Here is a 16,045-nt window from a genome sequence, read left to right on the forward strand (position 1 = left end):
ATGAGAGAAATGAAGCTTTACACGAAAACAGGCGATACGGGGAAAACAAGTCTAATTGGCGGACGCGTTGATAAAGATAGCTTACGTGTTGAAACATACGGGGCGATTGATGAATTAAACTCTTTTATCGGGAAGGCAGTAAGTGAATTAGATCAAGCACTTTTTAAGGATATTTTAACAGATCTTGAAACAATTCAGCATGAACTATTCGATGCTGGTGGTGACCTTGCCAATGTGATGAAAGAACGCCACTATAAATTAACAGAGCAACCGATTGAAGTGTTGGAAGCTCGTATAGATGCTTTATCAGATGAGGCACCACCATTACAACGTTTTATTTTACCAGGTGGCGCACCAGCAGCTGCAACTTTACACATTGCTCGTACAGTTGCACGACGAGCAGAGCGTGAAATGGTGACACTTATGAAAGAAGTGGAGGACGTGCCGAAAGTTGTACAAAAATATTTAAATCGATTATCAGATTATTTATTTGCAGCCGCACGTGTTGTAAATGCTCGATTAAACGTAGCGGATATTGAATACATTCGCAGTGGCAATGTCTTCAAAAAATAAACTTGTTATGTGGATGTCGCAGCTTTTATTAATTAAATTTTAAAAAAGAAAAGTAAAAAAATGCTACTTTGAATAAATTTCAGGGTGGCTTTTTTTCTTGTAAAGTGTAAGAATATAAAATTATCAGAAATATTTCCGTTTTATGTTGACTGAATGCTCACTCATTTATTAGAATAGGAATATATTGATATAGTGACGCACATTTCCGTATGAACTAGCAAATTTGCCGCAAAGAGAGAAAATTACGACAAACTAAAGGGGGGACCAACCATGAGTCCATTATTAATTGCTAACATAGTCTTAACAGTCGTGGTTGTGCTTTATGCAGTAGGATTGTTCTTCTATCTGTTGAAAACACGCTATAAGTATGTGCAATTGGGGAAAAAGGTTGAGTTTGATGAAAGTGTTAAAGAGCGACTACGCTATATTATGGTCAATGTATTTGGTCAAAACAAGCTATTAAAGGATCCAAAGAGTGGATTAATTCACGTGATGTTTTTCTATGGATTTTTGATGGTTCAGTTAGGGGCCATTGATTTAATTTGGAAAGGACTAGCACCAGGATCACATCTGCCATTAGGTATTTTCTATGGTGTCTTTACATTCTTCCAAGAGCTTGTAGTTTTAATGATTTTAGTTGCGGTAGTGTGGGCATTTTACCGCCGCTATGTAGAAAAGCTAGTGCGTCTAAAAAGAGGATGGAAAAACGGTCTTGTGTTAATTTTCATTGGTGGCTTAATGGTCTCAACATTAATCGCTAATGGTATGGGATTAATCTGGCATGGTGAGGGGTTAACTTATACGGAGCCTGTTGCTTCAAGCATTGCTGCTATATTTGGCTTCCTACCTGCATCAGTAGCTGCTGGAGTGTTTTATGTTATGTGGTGGGCACATCTTTTAATTCTATTAACATTCCTTGTGTATGTACCACAATCTAAGCATTTCCATTTAATTGTTAGCCCACTGAATGTTTACATGAATCGTTTAGATCGTGTGGGTACATTAACGCCTATCGATTTTGAGGCATTAGAAGAAGCAGGAGAAAATGCTGAAAGTGAAGAGGATATGCCTTCAATTGGAGTTGGACGCATACAAGACTTCACACAAAAGCAAATGCTCGATCTGTATTCTTGTGTGGAATGTGGACGTTGTACCAATATGTGTCCTGCAACTGGAACAGGAAAAATGCTGTCTCCAATGGATTTAATCGTGAAATTGCGTGATCATTTAACATTTACTGGTGCTGTTGTAACAAAGCAAAAGCCTTGGGTTCCTTATCAATTTTTTGCCAATACCAAGGGTAATCAGCTTGCGATGGCTGCTGGTGCTGAAGGCGTAGTAATTGAAGATATTTACAGCCCATCTTTAATTGGCGATGTGATTACAGAAGAAGAAATTTGGGCTTGTACGACTTGTCGAAACTGTGAGGATCAATGTCCAGTAATGAATGAGCATGTTGATAAAATCATCGACCTACGTCGCTATCTAACAATGACGGAAGGAAAAGTTAATCCTGATGCACAACGTGCCATGACAAATATCGAACGACAAGGGAATCCTTGGGGCTTAAACCGTAAAGAAAAAGAGAATTGGCGTGATCTTGATCCAACAATCCATATTCCAACAGTAAAAGAGTTAAAAAAATCTGGCGAAGAAATGGAATATCTATTCTGGGTTGGTTCGATGGGGGCATTCGATAATCGCTCTCAAAAAATTGCTTTAGCTTTCTGTCGTCTATTAAACGAAGCTGGTGTGAAGTTTGCGATCTTAGGAAATAAAGAGAAAAACTCTGGGGACACACCTCGTCGTTTAGGAAATGAATTTTTATTCCAAGAATTAGCTACAGCAAATATTGATGAGTTTGAGAAAAATGATGTGAAGAAAATAGTGACAATCGACCCTCATGCTTACAATATCTTTAAAAATGAATACCAAGACTTTGGCTGGAATGGCGAAGTGTATCATCATACTGAAATACTAAATCAGTTGATTGAGGAAAATCGTCTGGCACTCAATTATGAAGTTCATGAAACAATTGTTTTCCACGATTCCTGTTACTTAGGCCGTTACAATGATGTTTATGATGCGCCGAGAGAAATTCTACGCGGTATCCCGGGTGTGAAGCTTGTGGAAATGGAACGAAATCGCGAAACTGCTATGTGCTGTGGTGCAGGTGGTGGCTTAATGTGGATGGAAGAGCATGTTGGTAATCGCATTAATGTAGCTCGTACAGAGCAAGCTCTTGCTACTAATGCATCCGTTATTTCATCTGGCTGTCCTTATTGCTTAACAATGCTGGAGGATGGTACAAAGGCAAAAGAAGTGGAAGACTCTATTGGCACATTCGATGTAGCAGAATTACTAGAGCGTTCAGTGTTCGGTGAAAAAGTGAAGGCTGTTGATCCTTCATCTGAGGAAGCTGAAGAAGAAACATTAGAGGAAGTGGTAGCATCCGTAGAAAATATTCAACAGGACGAGAATACGGAAGCGAACGCAGAAAAATGATTGCTATTGTAGAAATATTTTAGTTATCTGAAAAATATAAATTGCACAATAAAAAATTGTTTTGTAGAATAAGATTAAATGGAAATGGGAGTTGCAACTAACAAGCTCCCATTTTTCATCGATAGAAGTCGAGCGAGCGTTCAGTCAATGAAATGCTATACTACTTCATCGAGTACGTAAAACAAAAGGGGTGTTTTACTTGAATAGAGCTGTCATTTTAGCAGGAGCAAGAACTGCATTTGGTAAATTTGGAGGTTCATTATCAACATTACATGCAAGTGATCTAGGGGCAATTGCAATAAAAGGTGCGCTAGAGAAAGCAAATATTGCATCTGACGAAGTAGATGAGGTTATTTTGGGCTCTGTTTTACAAGGGGGACAGGGGCAAATACCTTCGAGGCAAGCTGCGATAAAAGCCAATTTACCAACAGCGGTAAAAACAGAAACAATCAATAAAGTTTGTGCATCAGGGATGCGTGCAGTGACATTAGCAGATCAATTGATTCGATTAGGGGACGAAGAAGTGATTATTGCTGGTGGAATGGAGTCTATGTCCAATGCTCCGTACTATCTGTTAAATGGTCGAAGTGGCTTGCGTATGGGAGATTCCACAATGGTGGATGGCATGCTTTATGACGGTTTAACATGTGCTTTCGATAAAGCGAGACCGCATATGGGGAGCTATGGTAATGCAACAGCTAAGGAATTCTCGCTCAGTCGTGAGGAACAGGATGCTTGGTCTGTTCGCAGTCATGAGCGCGCACTAGCGGCGATTGAACAAGGTTACTTTGCTGAAGAAATCGTACAAGTGGAGATTCCACAACGTAAAGGACAACCACTGGTCGTCGATACAGATGAAGCACCAAGAGCAGGTACAACGTTGGAGGTACTAGCAAAACTGAAACCAGCCTTTGACAAGGATGGCACGATCACAGCAGGTAATGCACCTGGCGTTAACGATGGTGCATGTGCCCTCGTGGTTATGAGTGAGGAACGTGCCACACGTGAAGGAAGAGAGCCATTAGCAATAATTTTAGGTCATGAAGAGCTTGCCATCGAGCCAGAAAACTTCCCACAAACACCAGGTCTTGTTATTAATAAATTGCTGAAAAAAACCAATAAATCATTGGCAGATATTGATTTGATCGAAATCAATGAGGCCTTTGCAGCAGTCGCTTTGGTCAGCAAGCAGTTAGCTGATTTAGATGCTGAAAAGGTGAATGTTAATGGCGGTGCGGTTGCTTTAGGTCATCCTATTGGAGCATCTGGTGCACGTATTATTTTAACGCTTGCACAAGAATTGAAGCGTCGTGGTGGAGGCATCGGTATTGCTGCAATTTGTTCAGGTGGGGGTCAAGGTGATGCGATTATGATTGAAGTACCAAAAACAGGGGGACTGAACTAATGGGAATTCAAAAGGTAATGGTCATTGGTGCAGGGCAAATGGGCTCTGGCATTGCACAAGTTTGTGCACAAGCAGGCTATGATGTGAAATTGAATGATATCAAACAAGAGTTCTTCGAGCGTGGAATAGGAGTTATTACAAAAAATTTATCACGTGATGTAGAAAAGGGCCGTAAAACGGAGGATGACAAAGCGGCTGTTTTAGGTCGAATTAGTATGTCACTAGATTTACAGGATGCTAGTGATGTAGATATTATCATCGAGGCAGCTGTAGAGAATATGGACATTAAGCAATCCATCTTTAAGCAACTTGATGGCATTGCACCAGCACATGCCATTTTAGCTACGAATACATCTTCGTTGCCTATTACTGAAATTGCAGCGGTAACAAATCGACCAGAGCAAGTAATTGGTATGCATTTTATGAATCCAGTGCCAGTAATGAAGCTTGTTGAAATCATTAGAGGCTTAGCAACTACGGATGAAGTATACAAAGCTGTTGAAGCGATGACAGTCAAGTTAGCGAAAACACCAGTAGAAGTGAATGACTTCCCAGGATTTATTTCAAACCGTATTTTGCTACCAATGATTAATGAAGCAATTTATGCGCTTTATGAAGGTGTAGCTACGAAGGAAGCAATTGACGATGTGATGAAGCTAGGTATGAACCATCCGATGGGACCATTAACATTAGCAGACTTCATTGGCTTAGATACTTGCCTTTACATCATGGAAATTTTACATGAGGGTCTAGGAGATAGTAAATATCGCCCTTGTCCACTGCTTCGTAAATACGTTGCAGCTGGCTGGCTAGGAAAGAAATCAGGAAGAGGCTTTTACGTTTACGAATAATCCTATGGGGATGGGGTTATGTAGATGTTGCGGGACAACTTAGAGGGGTGACATTATAGATGCAATTGCAATTTACAGATGAGCAAATGATGATGCGCGATATGGTTCGTCAATTTGCTCAGGAAAAAATTCAACCATGGGTAGGGCGGATGGAAGCAGGAGAATTTCCACGTGAGCTTCTACAACAAATGGGTGAACTTGGCTTAATGGGGATTACGACACCAGAAGACTTAGGTGGCTCTGGTATGGATTTTACATCGTATATTATTGCGATTAATGAATTGTCAAAAGTAAGCGCTGTAATGGGGGTTATTTTATCAGTGCATACTTCGGTTGGAACAAATCCAATCATTTACTTTGGAAATGAGGAACAAAAGAAGCGTTATGTACCAAAGCTTGCAGCCGGGGAATATTTAGGCGCATTTTGTTTAACAGAGCCAGGTGCAGGCTCTGACGCAGGGTCTCTACAATCAAAGGCAGTACGAGATGGCGATGAATATGTGATTAACGGCTCTAAAGTTTTTATTACAAATGGCGGAGAGGCTGATGTATATATCGTATTCGCCTCAACCAACCCTGCTGAAAAAACACGAGGTATTTCAGCTTTTATTGTTGAAAAAGGAACACCAGGTTTAATCATTGGTAAAGATGAACAAAAGATGGGTTTACATGGCTCACGCACTGTTCAACTGACATTCGATAATTGCCGCATCCCAACCGACAACCTTTTAGGGGAAGAGGGAGAAGGCTTCAAAATTGCGATGGCGAATTTAGATGTAGGGCGAATCGGTATTGCAGCACAGGCATTGGGGATTGCTGAAGCAGCACTAGAGGCGGCTACTACTTATGCAAAAGAGCGTGTGCAATTTGGTAAACCGATTGCTGCTCAACAAGGAGTTGGCTTTACACTCGCTGATATGGCAACAGCTGTTGAATCGGCAAAACTATTAGTGTATCGTGCAGCAGATTTACGTGCAAAAGGTTTACCGTGTGGAGCAGAAGCTTCAATGGCCAAACTTTTCGCATCACGAACAGCTGTACAAACGTCAATAGAAGCGGTTCAAGTTTTTGGCGGCTACGGCTACACAGAGGACTATCCAGTAGAGCGATATTTCCGTGATGCAAAGGTCACAGAAATCTATGAAGGTACAAGTGAAATTCAAAAACTAGTTATTAGTAAACATTTACTGAAATAAAGCCTGATAATAGGCTATTCTCTTAGGGATGACTTATTAAAGTGGAGTAAAGACCTCATCAAGAATGGAAACTCGCTCCAATGCTCCAATATGATTGACAATCGCTGAACCCAGAACAACACACAGGTAACATAGAACAGAGTCTAATTAAAAAGGGGAAATGGACAATGAACTTTCAGTTAACAGAAGAGCATGAACAATTACGTGAAATGATTCGTGATTTTGCTATAAATGAAGTGGCACCAACAGCTGCTGAACGTGACGAGAATGAAGAATTTGACCGTGCAATTTTCGATAAAATGGCGGAGCTTGGGTTAACTGGTATTCCGTGGCCAGAAGAATACGGTGGAGCTGGGTTTGACTACCTTGCATATGTCATTGCTGTTGAAGAATTATCACGTGTCTGTGCCTCCACTGGGGTAACATTATCAGCACATACTTCACTGGCAGGATGGCCACTGTACAAGTTCGGTACAGAAGAACAAAAACAAAAATACCTTCGTCCAATGGCAGAAGGAAAACATATTGGTGCGTATGGTTTAACAGAACCAGGTTCAGGTTCTGATGCGGGTGGCATGAAAACATATGCTAAACGTGATGGCGATGATTATATTTTAAATGGCTCAAAAATCTTTATTACAAACGGCGGAGTGGCAGATACATATATTGTGTTTGCAGTAACAGATCCAGAAGCTAAACACGGTACATCAGCATTTATCGTGGAAGCTGGATTTAAAGGTTTCTCTGTAGGGAAGAAAGAAAAGAAATTAGGAATTCGTTCATCTCCTACAACCGAAATCATTTTCGACAACTGCCGTGTTCCAAAAGAAAACCTGCTAGGAGCTGAAGGGGAAGGTTTTAAAATTGCTATGACGACACTAGATGGTGGACGTAATGGTATTGCTGCTCAAGCTGTAGGAATTGCACAAGGAGCGCTGGATGCAGCAGTTGACTATGCCAAAGAACGTGTGCAATTTGGTAAACCAATCTCTGCTAACCAAGGTGTATCTTTTAAATTAGCAGACATGGCAACTCAAATTGAAGCTTCTCGACTTCTTACATACCAAGCGGCTTGGTTAGAGTCTAATAACCTACCATATGGTAAGGCTTCTGCAATGGCGAAATTAATGGCTGGCGATACAGCAATGAGTGTAACGACAGAGGCGGTTCAAGTATTTGGTGGCTATGGTTATACAAAGGATTATCCAGTAGAGCGCTTTATGCGTGATGCGAAAATTACTCAAATTTACGAAGGTACGCAGGAGATTCAACGTCTTGTAATCTCGCGTATGCTAACGAAATAATTGATGACAGAAAAAGATAAAAGGCCCCAAGTACAGTCAACTGTAAAAGATGAAAATTTAATCGCCATTCGTCGTGAACAAATGATTCAAGGAGCTATTAAGCTATTTAAAGAAAAAGGCTTTCATCGTGCCACGACGAGAGAAATCGCAAAAGCTGCAGGCTTTAGTATTGGTACTTTATACGAGTACATTCGTACTAAAGAAGACGTTCTTTATCTTGTTTGTGATAGTATCTATCATCATGCAATGGAGCGACTTTCAAGTTACGAGATTAAAGCTGGAACAATTGATGAGTTAAAAGAAATGATTCGAGAATATTTCGTGCAAATTGATAGCATGGTTGATGAGCTAACAATCATGTATCAAGAAACAAAATCATTGTCAAAAGAAGCACAACGCTATGTCTTTAGTAAAGAGTTTGAAATGGTTGCCACTTTTGAACGCTTGCTACAGCGCTGTGTGCAGTCTGGGGAACTAACAATGACAGACAAGCAAATTCATTTAGCAGCCAATAACTTAGTTGTCTCAGGACAAAGTTGGGCGTTCCGCAAATGGGCATTACATCGTCAACATTCAATTGATGAGTTCATCGACATGCAAATCACCTTGTTCATTTCAGGCATAAAGGGGTTCTAATATTTCGTAAGGGGTTTGTCGGCAATTGCATACATCGACATTGCAATTGTCGGCTTTTTTCAATTCATTAAGGGGAGAGAGTGGGGATTTCATATGACAAAGGTAGAAGTATATCGTCCAAAAAATCACGTACGTTTTGTGACAGCATCAAGTCTTTTTGATGGACATGATGCTTCAGTCAATATAATGCGACGCATATTACAATCGAGCGGTGTAGAAGTAATCCATTTAGGGCATAACCGTTCTGTCGAAGAAGTCGTGAATGCCGCGATTCAAGAAGATGCACAAGGTATTGCAGTTTCTTCTTATCAAGGCGGGCATATGGAATACTTTAAATATATGTATGATTTGCTGCGTGAAAAAGGGGCACCACATATTAAAATTTATGGCGGTGGTGGTGGGGTTATTTTACCTCGTGAAATTAAAGAGCTTCATACGTATGGCATTGCAGGCATTTTCTCACCAGAGGATGGCCGTGTTTTAGGGCTACAAGGGATGATTAATGAGCAAATTAAAGGAACGGACTTTCCAACTGCAACAGGCAACTATTTAGATAAATTAGAGGCTTTAACGACAGAAACGCCTGAAATTTTAGCCAATCTAATTACAGCAGCTGAGTCAAATAAGGATGAAGCTACGAAAGAGATGTTAATTGAGGCACGAAAGCGTTCAAAAGGTACACCTGTCATGGGGATTACAGGAACAGGTGGCGCAGGGAAATCTTCATTAACGGATGAGCTGATTCGCCGTTTCCTGAAAGAATTCCCAGATAAACGTGTAGCCATTCTTTCGGTCGATCCAACAAAGCAAAAAACAGGTGGAGCATTACTTGGAGATAGAATTCGCATGAACGCCATCTTCAATAACCGCGTTTATATGCGTAGTTTAGCAACACGAGGCTCTCGCACTGAATTATCTGCATCTATTGGTGATGTAATAGATGTAGTACGTGTAGCGGGCTATGATTTAATCATCGTCGAAACAAGTGGTATTGGTCAAGGTGATGCCGAAATCACAAGGTATACAGATCTTTCCATGTATGTTATGACAAGTGAATTTGGTGCACCTACACAGCTTGAGAAAATTGATATGATTGATTTTGCAGATGTCATTGCAATCAATAAGTTTGAGCGTAAAGGCTCGGAGGATGCGCTACGTCAAGTACAAAAACAATACCAACGATCTCGTGAGCTATGGGAAGAATCACTTGATAGTATGCCTGTTTATGGAACAATTGCTAGCCAGTTTAATGACAAAGGGACCAATGCATTATTCGCAGCTTTAGTTCATATTATTAACGAAAAAACAGGCTACAATTGGGAAACTAGCTATGAGCAATTTGCTAAGACGCAAAAGCAAGATGTCATTATTCCAAACGATCGTCGTTATTATTTACGTGAAATTACTGACACGGTTCGTGGCTATCATAAAAAATCAGAACAGCAGGTGGGATTTGCTCGCCGTCTGTTCCAATTAGAAGGTGCTATTACGGCAGTTAAGGAAAAAGCACCAGAGGATGCACTTATAGCATCGCTTTCTTCTTTAGCACAAGGTGTCAGAGATGAATTATCAGCAGAATCCAAGCGTATATTGGATAATTGGCAAACTTTAAAAGAAGCTTATGCTGGTGATGAGTTTGTGACGAAGGTTCGAGACAAAGAAATTCGCACTATTTTAAAAACAACAAGTCTTTCTGGCACAAAAATTCCTAAAGTAGCATTGCCGAAATTTGAGGACTACGGTGAAATATTACGCTGGGTGTACAAAGAGAATGTTCCTGGTGAGTTTCCTTATACAGCAGGTGTTTTCCAATTCAAACGTGAGGGAGAAGATCCGAAGCGTCAATTTGCTGGTGAAGGAACACCTGAACGTACAAATAAACGCTTCCACTATTTATCGAAGGATGACGATGCGAAACGTTTATCTACAGCCTTTGATTCTGTAACTCTCTATGGGGAAGATCCAGATTACCGTCCAGATATTTATGGTAAGGTCGGGGAATCGGGTGTATCGATCTGTACATTAGAGGATATGAAAAAGCTTTATGCAGGCTTTGATTTATGTGCACCGTCTACATCTGTATCTATGACCATTAATGGTCCAGCGCCTATTATTTTAGCGATGTTCATGAATACGGCGATCGATCAACAAGTTAAATTGCGCGAACAAGAGCTAGGACGGACTTTGACAGTAGAAGAGTTTACCGAGACACGTGAAAACACATTGCAGGTTGTACGTGGTACAGTACAAGCTGATATTTTAAAAGAAGATCAAGGACAGAACACATGTATTTTCTCGACAGAGTTTGCTTTACGTATGATGGGTGATATTCAGCAATACTTTATTGATCATAAGGTGCGTAACTACTATTCCGTTTCTATTTCGGGTTACCATATTGCAGAAGCTGGGGCAAATCCTATTTCCCAATTAGCTTTCACCTTAGCAAATGGCTTTACGTATGTAGAGTATTATTTAAGTCGTGGCATGAATATTAACGACTTTGCACCAAATCTATCGTTCTTCTTCTCGAATGGACTTGATCCAGAGTATACAGTAATTGGACGTGTTGCTCGTCGTATTTGGGCCATTGTAATGCGTGATAAATATGGTGCCAATGAACGTGCGCAAAAGCTAAAATATCATATTCAAACATCTGGTCGTAGTCTACATGCGCAAGAGATTGATTTTAATGATATTCGTACAACATTACAAGCATTGATGGCATTACAAGATAACTGTAACTCATTGCATACAAATGCCTATGATGAAGCTATTACAACACCTACAGAGGAATCTGTACGTCGTGCCATGGCTATCCAAATGATTATTACGAAAGAGCATGGCTTGGCAAAAAACGAAAATCCTCTGCAAGGTGCATTTGTTATAGAAGAATTGACAGATCTTGTAGAAGAAGCGGTCCTTGAGGAATTTGATCGTATTAATGATCGTGGTGGTGTTTTAGGTGCAATGGAAACGCAATATCAACGAGGTAAAATTCAAGAGGAGTCCATGTACTATGAAATGTTAAAGCATTCAGGGGAGCTACCAATCATTGGTGTCAATACGTACCTGAATCCAAATCCACCTTCAGACGCTGCTATCGATAATATGGAAATTGCTCGTGCATCCACAGAAGAGAAGGAAACGCAAATTCGCAATTTACAAGCATTCTGGAAGACGCATGAAGAAGAAAGTGAAGCTGCAATCGCACATTTACAAGAAGTTGCTGTTAACAATGGTAATATTTTTGCTGAGCTTATGGAATCAGTAAAAGTAGCAAGCTTAGGACAAATTACAAAAGCTTTATATGAAGTTGGCGGACAATATCGTCGAAATATGTAATTGTAGACATTCAAAACTGCTTTTTTTCTAATTTATGTAACAAGCTTCTCTAGTTTCTAGTGTCTAGTCTTAAGATTAGGCACTTCTTTTTATTTTCGTTATAATAGAAATGTAAAAAAAGGGGAGGCGCAGTAGGGATGAAATCATTTATTCACTACATAATTATATTAGCTTTAGTATTGGTAGCCATTTTCCTGTATAATAAGCAAATTGGCGCTATTCCTTTACTACTATTATCTGTTTATTTGTTTTATCTTGGAATAAAAAAAATGCGTAATATAAAAAACAGTAATTGAAGCTAGCAAAGGGGCTAAAACTTTGTATATAATGGGTATTATGCTTATGTATAGAAAGTACCTTTTGCGTGGCCTTTTTTGCTGCGCTTGGAAAATAAAGCACCATGTAATTTTAAAACGTCCATTGTGATGAGGGAAAGGAAGTGCACGAATTGAATTTTCGTGAAATGACAAAGGAACAATTAACGGAAGAATCGTTAATTAACTTAGCTTATGCAATTTTAAATGAAAAACGTGCCTCAGTGTCTTTTAATGATTTACTAAAATTAATTCAAGAGCTTGTGGGCTATAGTGATGCAGAAATGAAATCCCGTCTGTTACAATTTTATACAGATATTAATATTGATGGCCGCTTCTTATATAATCAAGAAGCAGGATGGGGCCTACGTGAATGGTTTAAAGTAGAGCAAATTGAAGAAGAAACAGCACCTTCTGTTAAGACTCAAAAGAAAAAATCTAAAGCTGCCTTTGATGATGAAGATCTTGATGAGGATGTAGATTTAGAAGAAGAAGATATCGACTTTGACGAAGACTTCGAAGAGTTTGTTGATGAAGAAGATATTGAAGAAGAGGACGAAGAAAAAGAAGAAATCGATTTTGACGATGAAGAAATCGAAGATATTGATGAAGAAATTGATGAAGACTTTATTGATGAAGAGGAAGAAGAGTTCGACGAAGAAGAGGAAGAAAACTAATACAGTACTCTTAGAATTTTCTTTCTATTAGGCATGGAGTAAAAAATCTTGACTTCTATCACGGTTCCGTTTAATCTTTTACTTGGGCTCCTTAAAAGAAGGAGAAAGACCGTGTATATAATACGCTCCCCCTGCAAACCTATGCAGGAGGAGCGTTTTTTTGTTTTTAACTATATTCAGTTCTCCCATACATTCATCCAGAAATGAATATAAAAGTTTGGATTTATTCATGATGTATAGTAAACGGTGACTGGATAAATGTTAGAGTTTTAAGGTTTAAAGGAAAGTGGAAAAGAGATAGAACCGATTACAGCTTCGAATCGACTACATTTTTTGTAGACATTCTCGGCTTTTCTTTTTTTAGGGTATTAGAATATAAAGGATTCTGTTCCCCCCTAAGCGAGCTAGTAATTTTAGAACATCATAAGGAGGAATTTATTCATGACGAAGTATATTTTTGTAACAGGTGGGGTTGTATCATCACTTGGAAAAGGGATTGTTGCAGCATCTCTAGGTCGTTTATTAAAGAACCGTGGTTTAGAAGTTACGATTCAAAAGTTTGACCCATATATCAATATTGACCCAGGTACAATGAGCCCTTATCAACATGGTGAGGTTTTTGTAACAGATGATGGTGCTGAGGCTGATTTAGACTTAGGACATTATGAACGTTTCATTGACATTAACCTAGGGAAACATTCTACAGTAACTTCAGGTCGCGTTTACCAATCTGTATTACAGAAAGAACGTCGTGGTGATTATAATGGTGGAACAGTACAAGTAATTCCTCATATTACAAACGAAATTAAAGACCGTATCCAACGTGCTGGTCGTGAAACTAATGCAGACGTTGTTATTACAGAGGTTGGTGGGACAGTAGGGGATATTGAATCATTGCCATTCCTTGAAGCGATTCGCCAAATGAAAACAAATTTAGGTCATGACAATGTGATGTATATTCACTGTACACTTATACCTTATATTAAAGCAGCTGGTGAATTGAAAACAAAGCCTACTCAGCATTCTGTTAAAGAATTACGCTCTTTAGGTATCCAGCCAAATATTATCGTCGTACGTACAGAACAAGAAGTACCACAAGATATGAAAGAGAAATTAGCATTATTCTGTGATGTGCAACCACATGAAATTATTGAATCTCGTGATGCAGAGCATTTATATGAAGTGCCATTAAACCTGCATGCACAAGATATTGATGATATCGTTCTTGATCATTTTGGCATTGAAGCACCAGAGGCAGATATGGAAGAATGGCGCGAGCTGGTAGACAAAGTGAAGAACTTACCAAATAAAAGAAAAGTAGCATTAGTAGGGAAATATGTGGAATTACAAGATGCTTACATTTCAGTAGTTGAGGCATTAAAGCATGCGGGCTACGCATTTAACTCTGATATTGAAATTGACTGGATTAATGCAGAACATGTCAATGCAGATAACGTTGCTTCACTATTAAAAGGTGCAGATGCCATTTTAGTACCAGGCGGTTTTGGTGATCGTGGTGTTGAAGGGAAAATTTTAGCGACACAATATGCGCGTGAAAATGATGTACCGTTCCTTGGTATTTGCTTAGGTATGCAATTAGCAACAATAGAATTTGCTCGTAATGTTCTTGGTTTAAAAGGTGCACATTCTACAGAGCTTGATGCAAATACAGAGTACCCAATTATCGACTTCTTACCAGATCAAAATGATAGTGTAGATATTGGCGGTACATTACGTTTAGGATTATACCCATGTAAATTGAAAGATGGTTCAAAGGCAAGCAATGCATACGGTAAAGAGCTTGTTTATGAGCGTCACCGTCACCGCTATGAGTTTAACAATGAATATCGTGAGGCAATGGAAGCAGCAGGTCTTGTCTTCTCAGGTACAAGCCCTGATGGCAAATTGGTTGAAATTATTGAGCTACCAGGTAACAACTTCTTTGTAGCATGTCAATTCCACCCAGAGCTAGTTTCACGTCCAAATCGTCCACAACCATTGTTCCGTGATTTTATCGGAGCAACATTTAAATAATCAAAAAGAGTTGTCTCTCTATTAATGAGACAACTCTTTTTAAATGAATGTTTATAGTTCTTCTTCATCAATACCAAGCATTTCATCATAAGCAATTTTCACTGCTTCATATACAAAAAGTCCAGCAATTGCATGTGGTACAACGATTCTTTGCCCTAAATCATTAGGCAATAAACCACCTTTAACGCGTGTAGAAACATACGTATAGGCCAAATCTGCAAGAGGATTTTCCGTATTCGCTACTTCACTCGCAACAGCAGCGAAAGGAATAAACCGTTTATTTAAGTCTTGAGCTAAAGCCAGTGCCTCCTCATCGTGCGCACTGCGTGTAAAAATGCAAACACGATCAGCTTCAGTTAAGCTTGTACTCGAAGTCCAAGGAGCTAATTTGCTAAATGGTTCAACTGCTTGAGATGCATTGGATTCAATAACTTGCATTTCACCAAAGCAAGCGAAATACACATGACCTTCTCCAATGGCTGCTTGTGCAAGGAGTCTTGCTGTTTCCTCAATAGCCTCCTCTTCATTTTGTGTTATTCTTTGTAATAATCCACTTAATTGTGTTGTTAGAATTTTTGACATGTTCCCACCTCTAACCATATTATAGGGGCGGAAAAGGTAGAAAGCAAAAGCAGATAATTTATAATACTAGAAGGTATTAAGCTGAAAAAGGAGAATTATACATAATAAAGAAAGTTTTTGTGTAAGAATAAAACTAAAAAAGGGCGGAATGAAATGTGAAACGATTACTAATTGTCGATGATCAGCAGGGAATTCGTTTACTTTTAAATGAAGTGTTGAAAAAGGAAGGTTATCTTACATATTTAGCGGCTAATGGTTCAGAGGCATTAAAATATGCAGATGAGCAACAGATGGATTGTGTTTTACTGGATATGAAGATTCCAGGAATGGATGGTATTGAAATCTTGAAACGCTTAAAAGAAAAATTTCCGAAGTTACCTGTATTTATGATGACAGCATATGGCGAATTGGATGTAGTGCAAGAAGCTTTAGAATTAGGAGCTATTCGTTACTTTACAAAACCATTTGATATTTTTGAAGTGCGAGATGAAGTAAATAAGGCTTTACAGGTGTAAAAAACAGACAGTGGACACACGGTCTGTTTTTTATGTTTATTTTGAAAGGAGCGACAGGGCATTGCCTTCAATTTCAGTGTGTTGCACTATGCTGTCGTGTAGAAAATAAGA

12 protein-coding genes are annotated in these 16,045 nt (G+C 39.2%); 11 read left to right on the top strand and 1 reads right to left on the bottom strand.

Annotated features, from left to right (window positions below):
* The first annotated feature begins 9 nt into the window (after positions 1–9).
* From MHI22_RS19085 to MHI22_RS19130, 10 genes are all read left to right on the top strand, one after another.
* Complete coding sequence (locus tag MHI22_RS19085; RefSeq protein WP_036121468.1) at positions 10–573, top strand: cob(I)yrinic acid a,c-diamide adenosyltransferase; 564 nt, start codon at positions 10–12, stop codon at positions 571–573.
* 270 nt (positions 574–843) lie between these two features.
* On the top strand, positions 844–3,078 hold the full coding sequence (locus MHI22_RS19090) for a heterodisulfide reductase-related iron-sulfur binding cluster (protein ID WP_036121464.1): 2,235 nt from the start codon (positions 844–846) through the stop codon (positions 3,076–3,078).
* Between the two features lie 199 nt (positions 3,079–3,277).
* Positions 3,278–4,483, top strand: a complete 1,206-nt coding sequence (locus tag MHI22_RS19095) for an acetyl-CoA C-acetyltransferase (protein ID WP_036121462.1) — start codon at positions 3,278–3,280, stop codon at positions 4,481–4,483.
* The gene (locus tag MHI22_RS19100; RefSeq protein WP_036121460.1) at positions 4,483–5,334 is read left to right on the top strand and encodes a 3-hydroxybutyryl-CoA dehydrogenase; all 852 of its coding nucleotides are present in this window, start codon (positions 4,483–4,485) and stop codon (positions 5,332–5,334) included. Before MHI22_RS19095 ends, MHI22_RS19100 begins: the two co-directional genes overlap by 1 nt.
* A 59-nt stretch (positions 5,335–5,393) precedes the next feature.
* A complete protein-coding gene (locus tag MHI22_RS19105) occupies positions 5,394–6,530 on the top strand; it encodes an acyl-CoA dehydrogenase (RefSeq protein ID WP_340812543.1) in 1,137 nt (378 codons plus the stop codon).
* 167 nt (positions 6,531–6,697) lie between these two features.
* Positions 6,698–7,834, top strand: coding sequence for an acyl-CoA dehydrogenase (locus tag MHI22_RS19110; RefSeq protein WP_036121450.1), 1,137 nt, complete (start codon positions 6,698–6,700; stop codon positions 7,832–7,834).
* A 3-nt stretch (positions 7,835–7,837) separates the two neighbouring features.
* The gene (locus MHI22_RS19115; protein ID WP_036121448.1) at positions 7,838–8,470 is read left to right on the top strand and encodes a TetR/AcrR family transcriptional regulator; all 633 of its coding nucleotides are present in this window, start codon (positions 7,838–7,840) and stop codon (positions 8,468–8,470) included.
* A 93-nt stretch (positions 8,471–8,563) separates the two neighbouring features.
* Positions 8,564–11,812 carry a fused isobutyryl-CoA mutase/GTPase IcmF gene (icmF, locus tag MHI22_RS19120; protein WP_340812727.1) on the top strand — a complete coding sequence of 1,083 codons (3,249 nt, stop codon included), beginning with the start codon at positions 8,564–8,566 and terminating at the stop codon, positions 11,810–11,812.
* A 448-nt stretch (positions 11,813–12,260) separates the two neighbouring features.
* Positions 12,261–12,803, top strand: a complete 543-nt coding sequence (gene rpoE / locus MHI22_RS19125; protein WP_058844289.1) for a DNA-directed RNA polymerase subunit delta — start codon at positions 12,261–12,263, stop codon at positions 12,801–12,803.
* 441 nt (positions 12,804–13,244) lie between these two features.
* Positions 13,245–14,837 (top strand): CTP synthase, encoded by a 1,593-nt coding sequence (locus tag MHI22_RS19130; protein WP_036121444.1) that lies wholly within the window; start codon positions 13,245–13,247, stop codon positions 14,835–14,837.
* A gap of 51 nt (positions 14,838–14,888) precedes the next feature.
* Here the strand turns inward: MHI22_RS19130 and MHI22_RS19135 are convergent, their stop codons facing one another.
* On the bottom strand, positions 14,889–15,419 hold the full coding sequence (locus tag MHI22_RS19135) for a DUF2529 family protein (RefSeq protein WP_036121442.1): 531 nt from the start codon (positions 15,417–15,419) through the stop codon (positions 14,889–14,891).
* A gap of 155 nt (positions 15,420–15,574) precedes the next feature.
* On the opposite strand from MHI22_RS19135, the gene MHI22_RS19140 reads away from it, so the two are divergent.
* A complete protein-coding gene (locus MHI22_RS19140; RefSeq protein ID WP_036121440.1) occupies positions 15,575–15,934 on the top strand; it encodes a response regulator in 360 nt (119 codons plus the stop codon).
* Positions 15,935–16,045 lie beyond the last annotated feature (111 nt).

Origin of the sequence: Lysinibacillus sp. FSL L8-0312, assembly GCF_038003285.1 — a bacterium.
GTDB classification, from domain to species: Bacteria; Bacillota; Bacilli; order Bacillales_A; family Planococcaceae; genus Lysinibacillus; species Lysinibacillus fusiformis_D.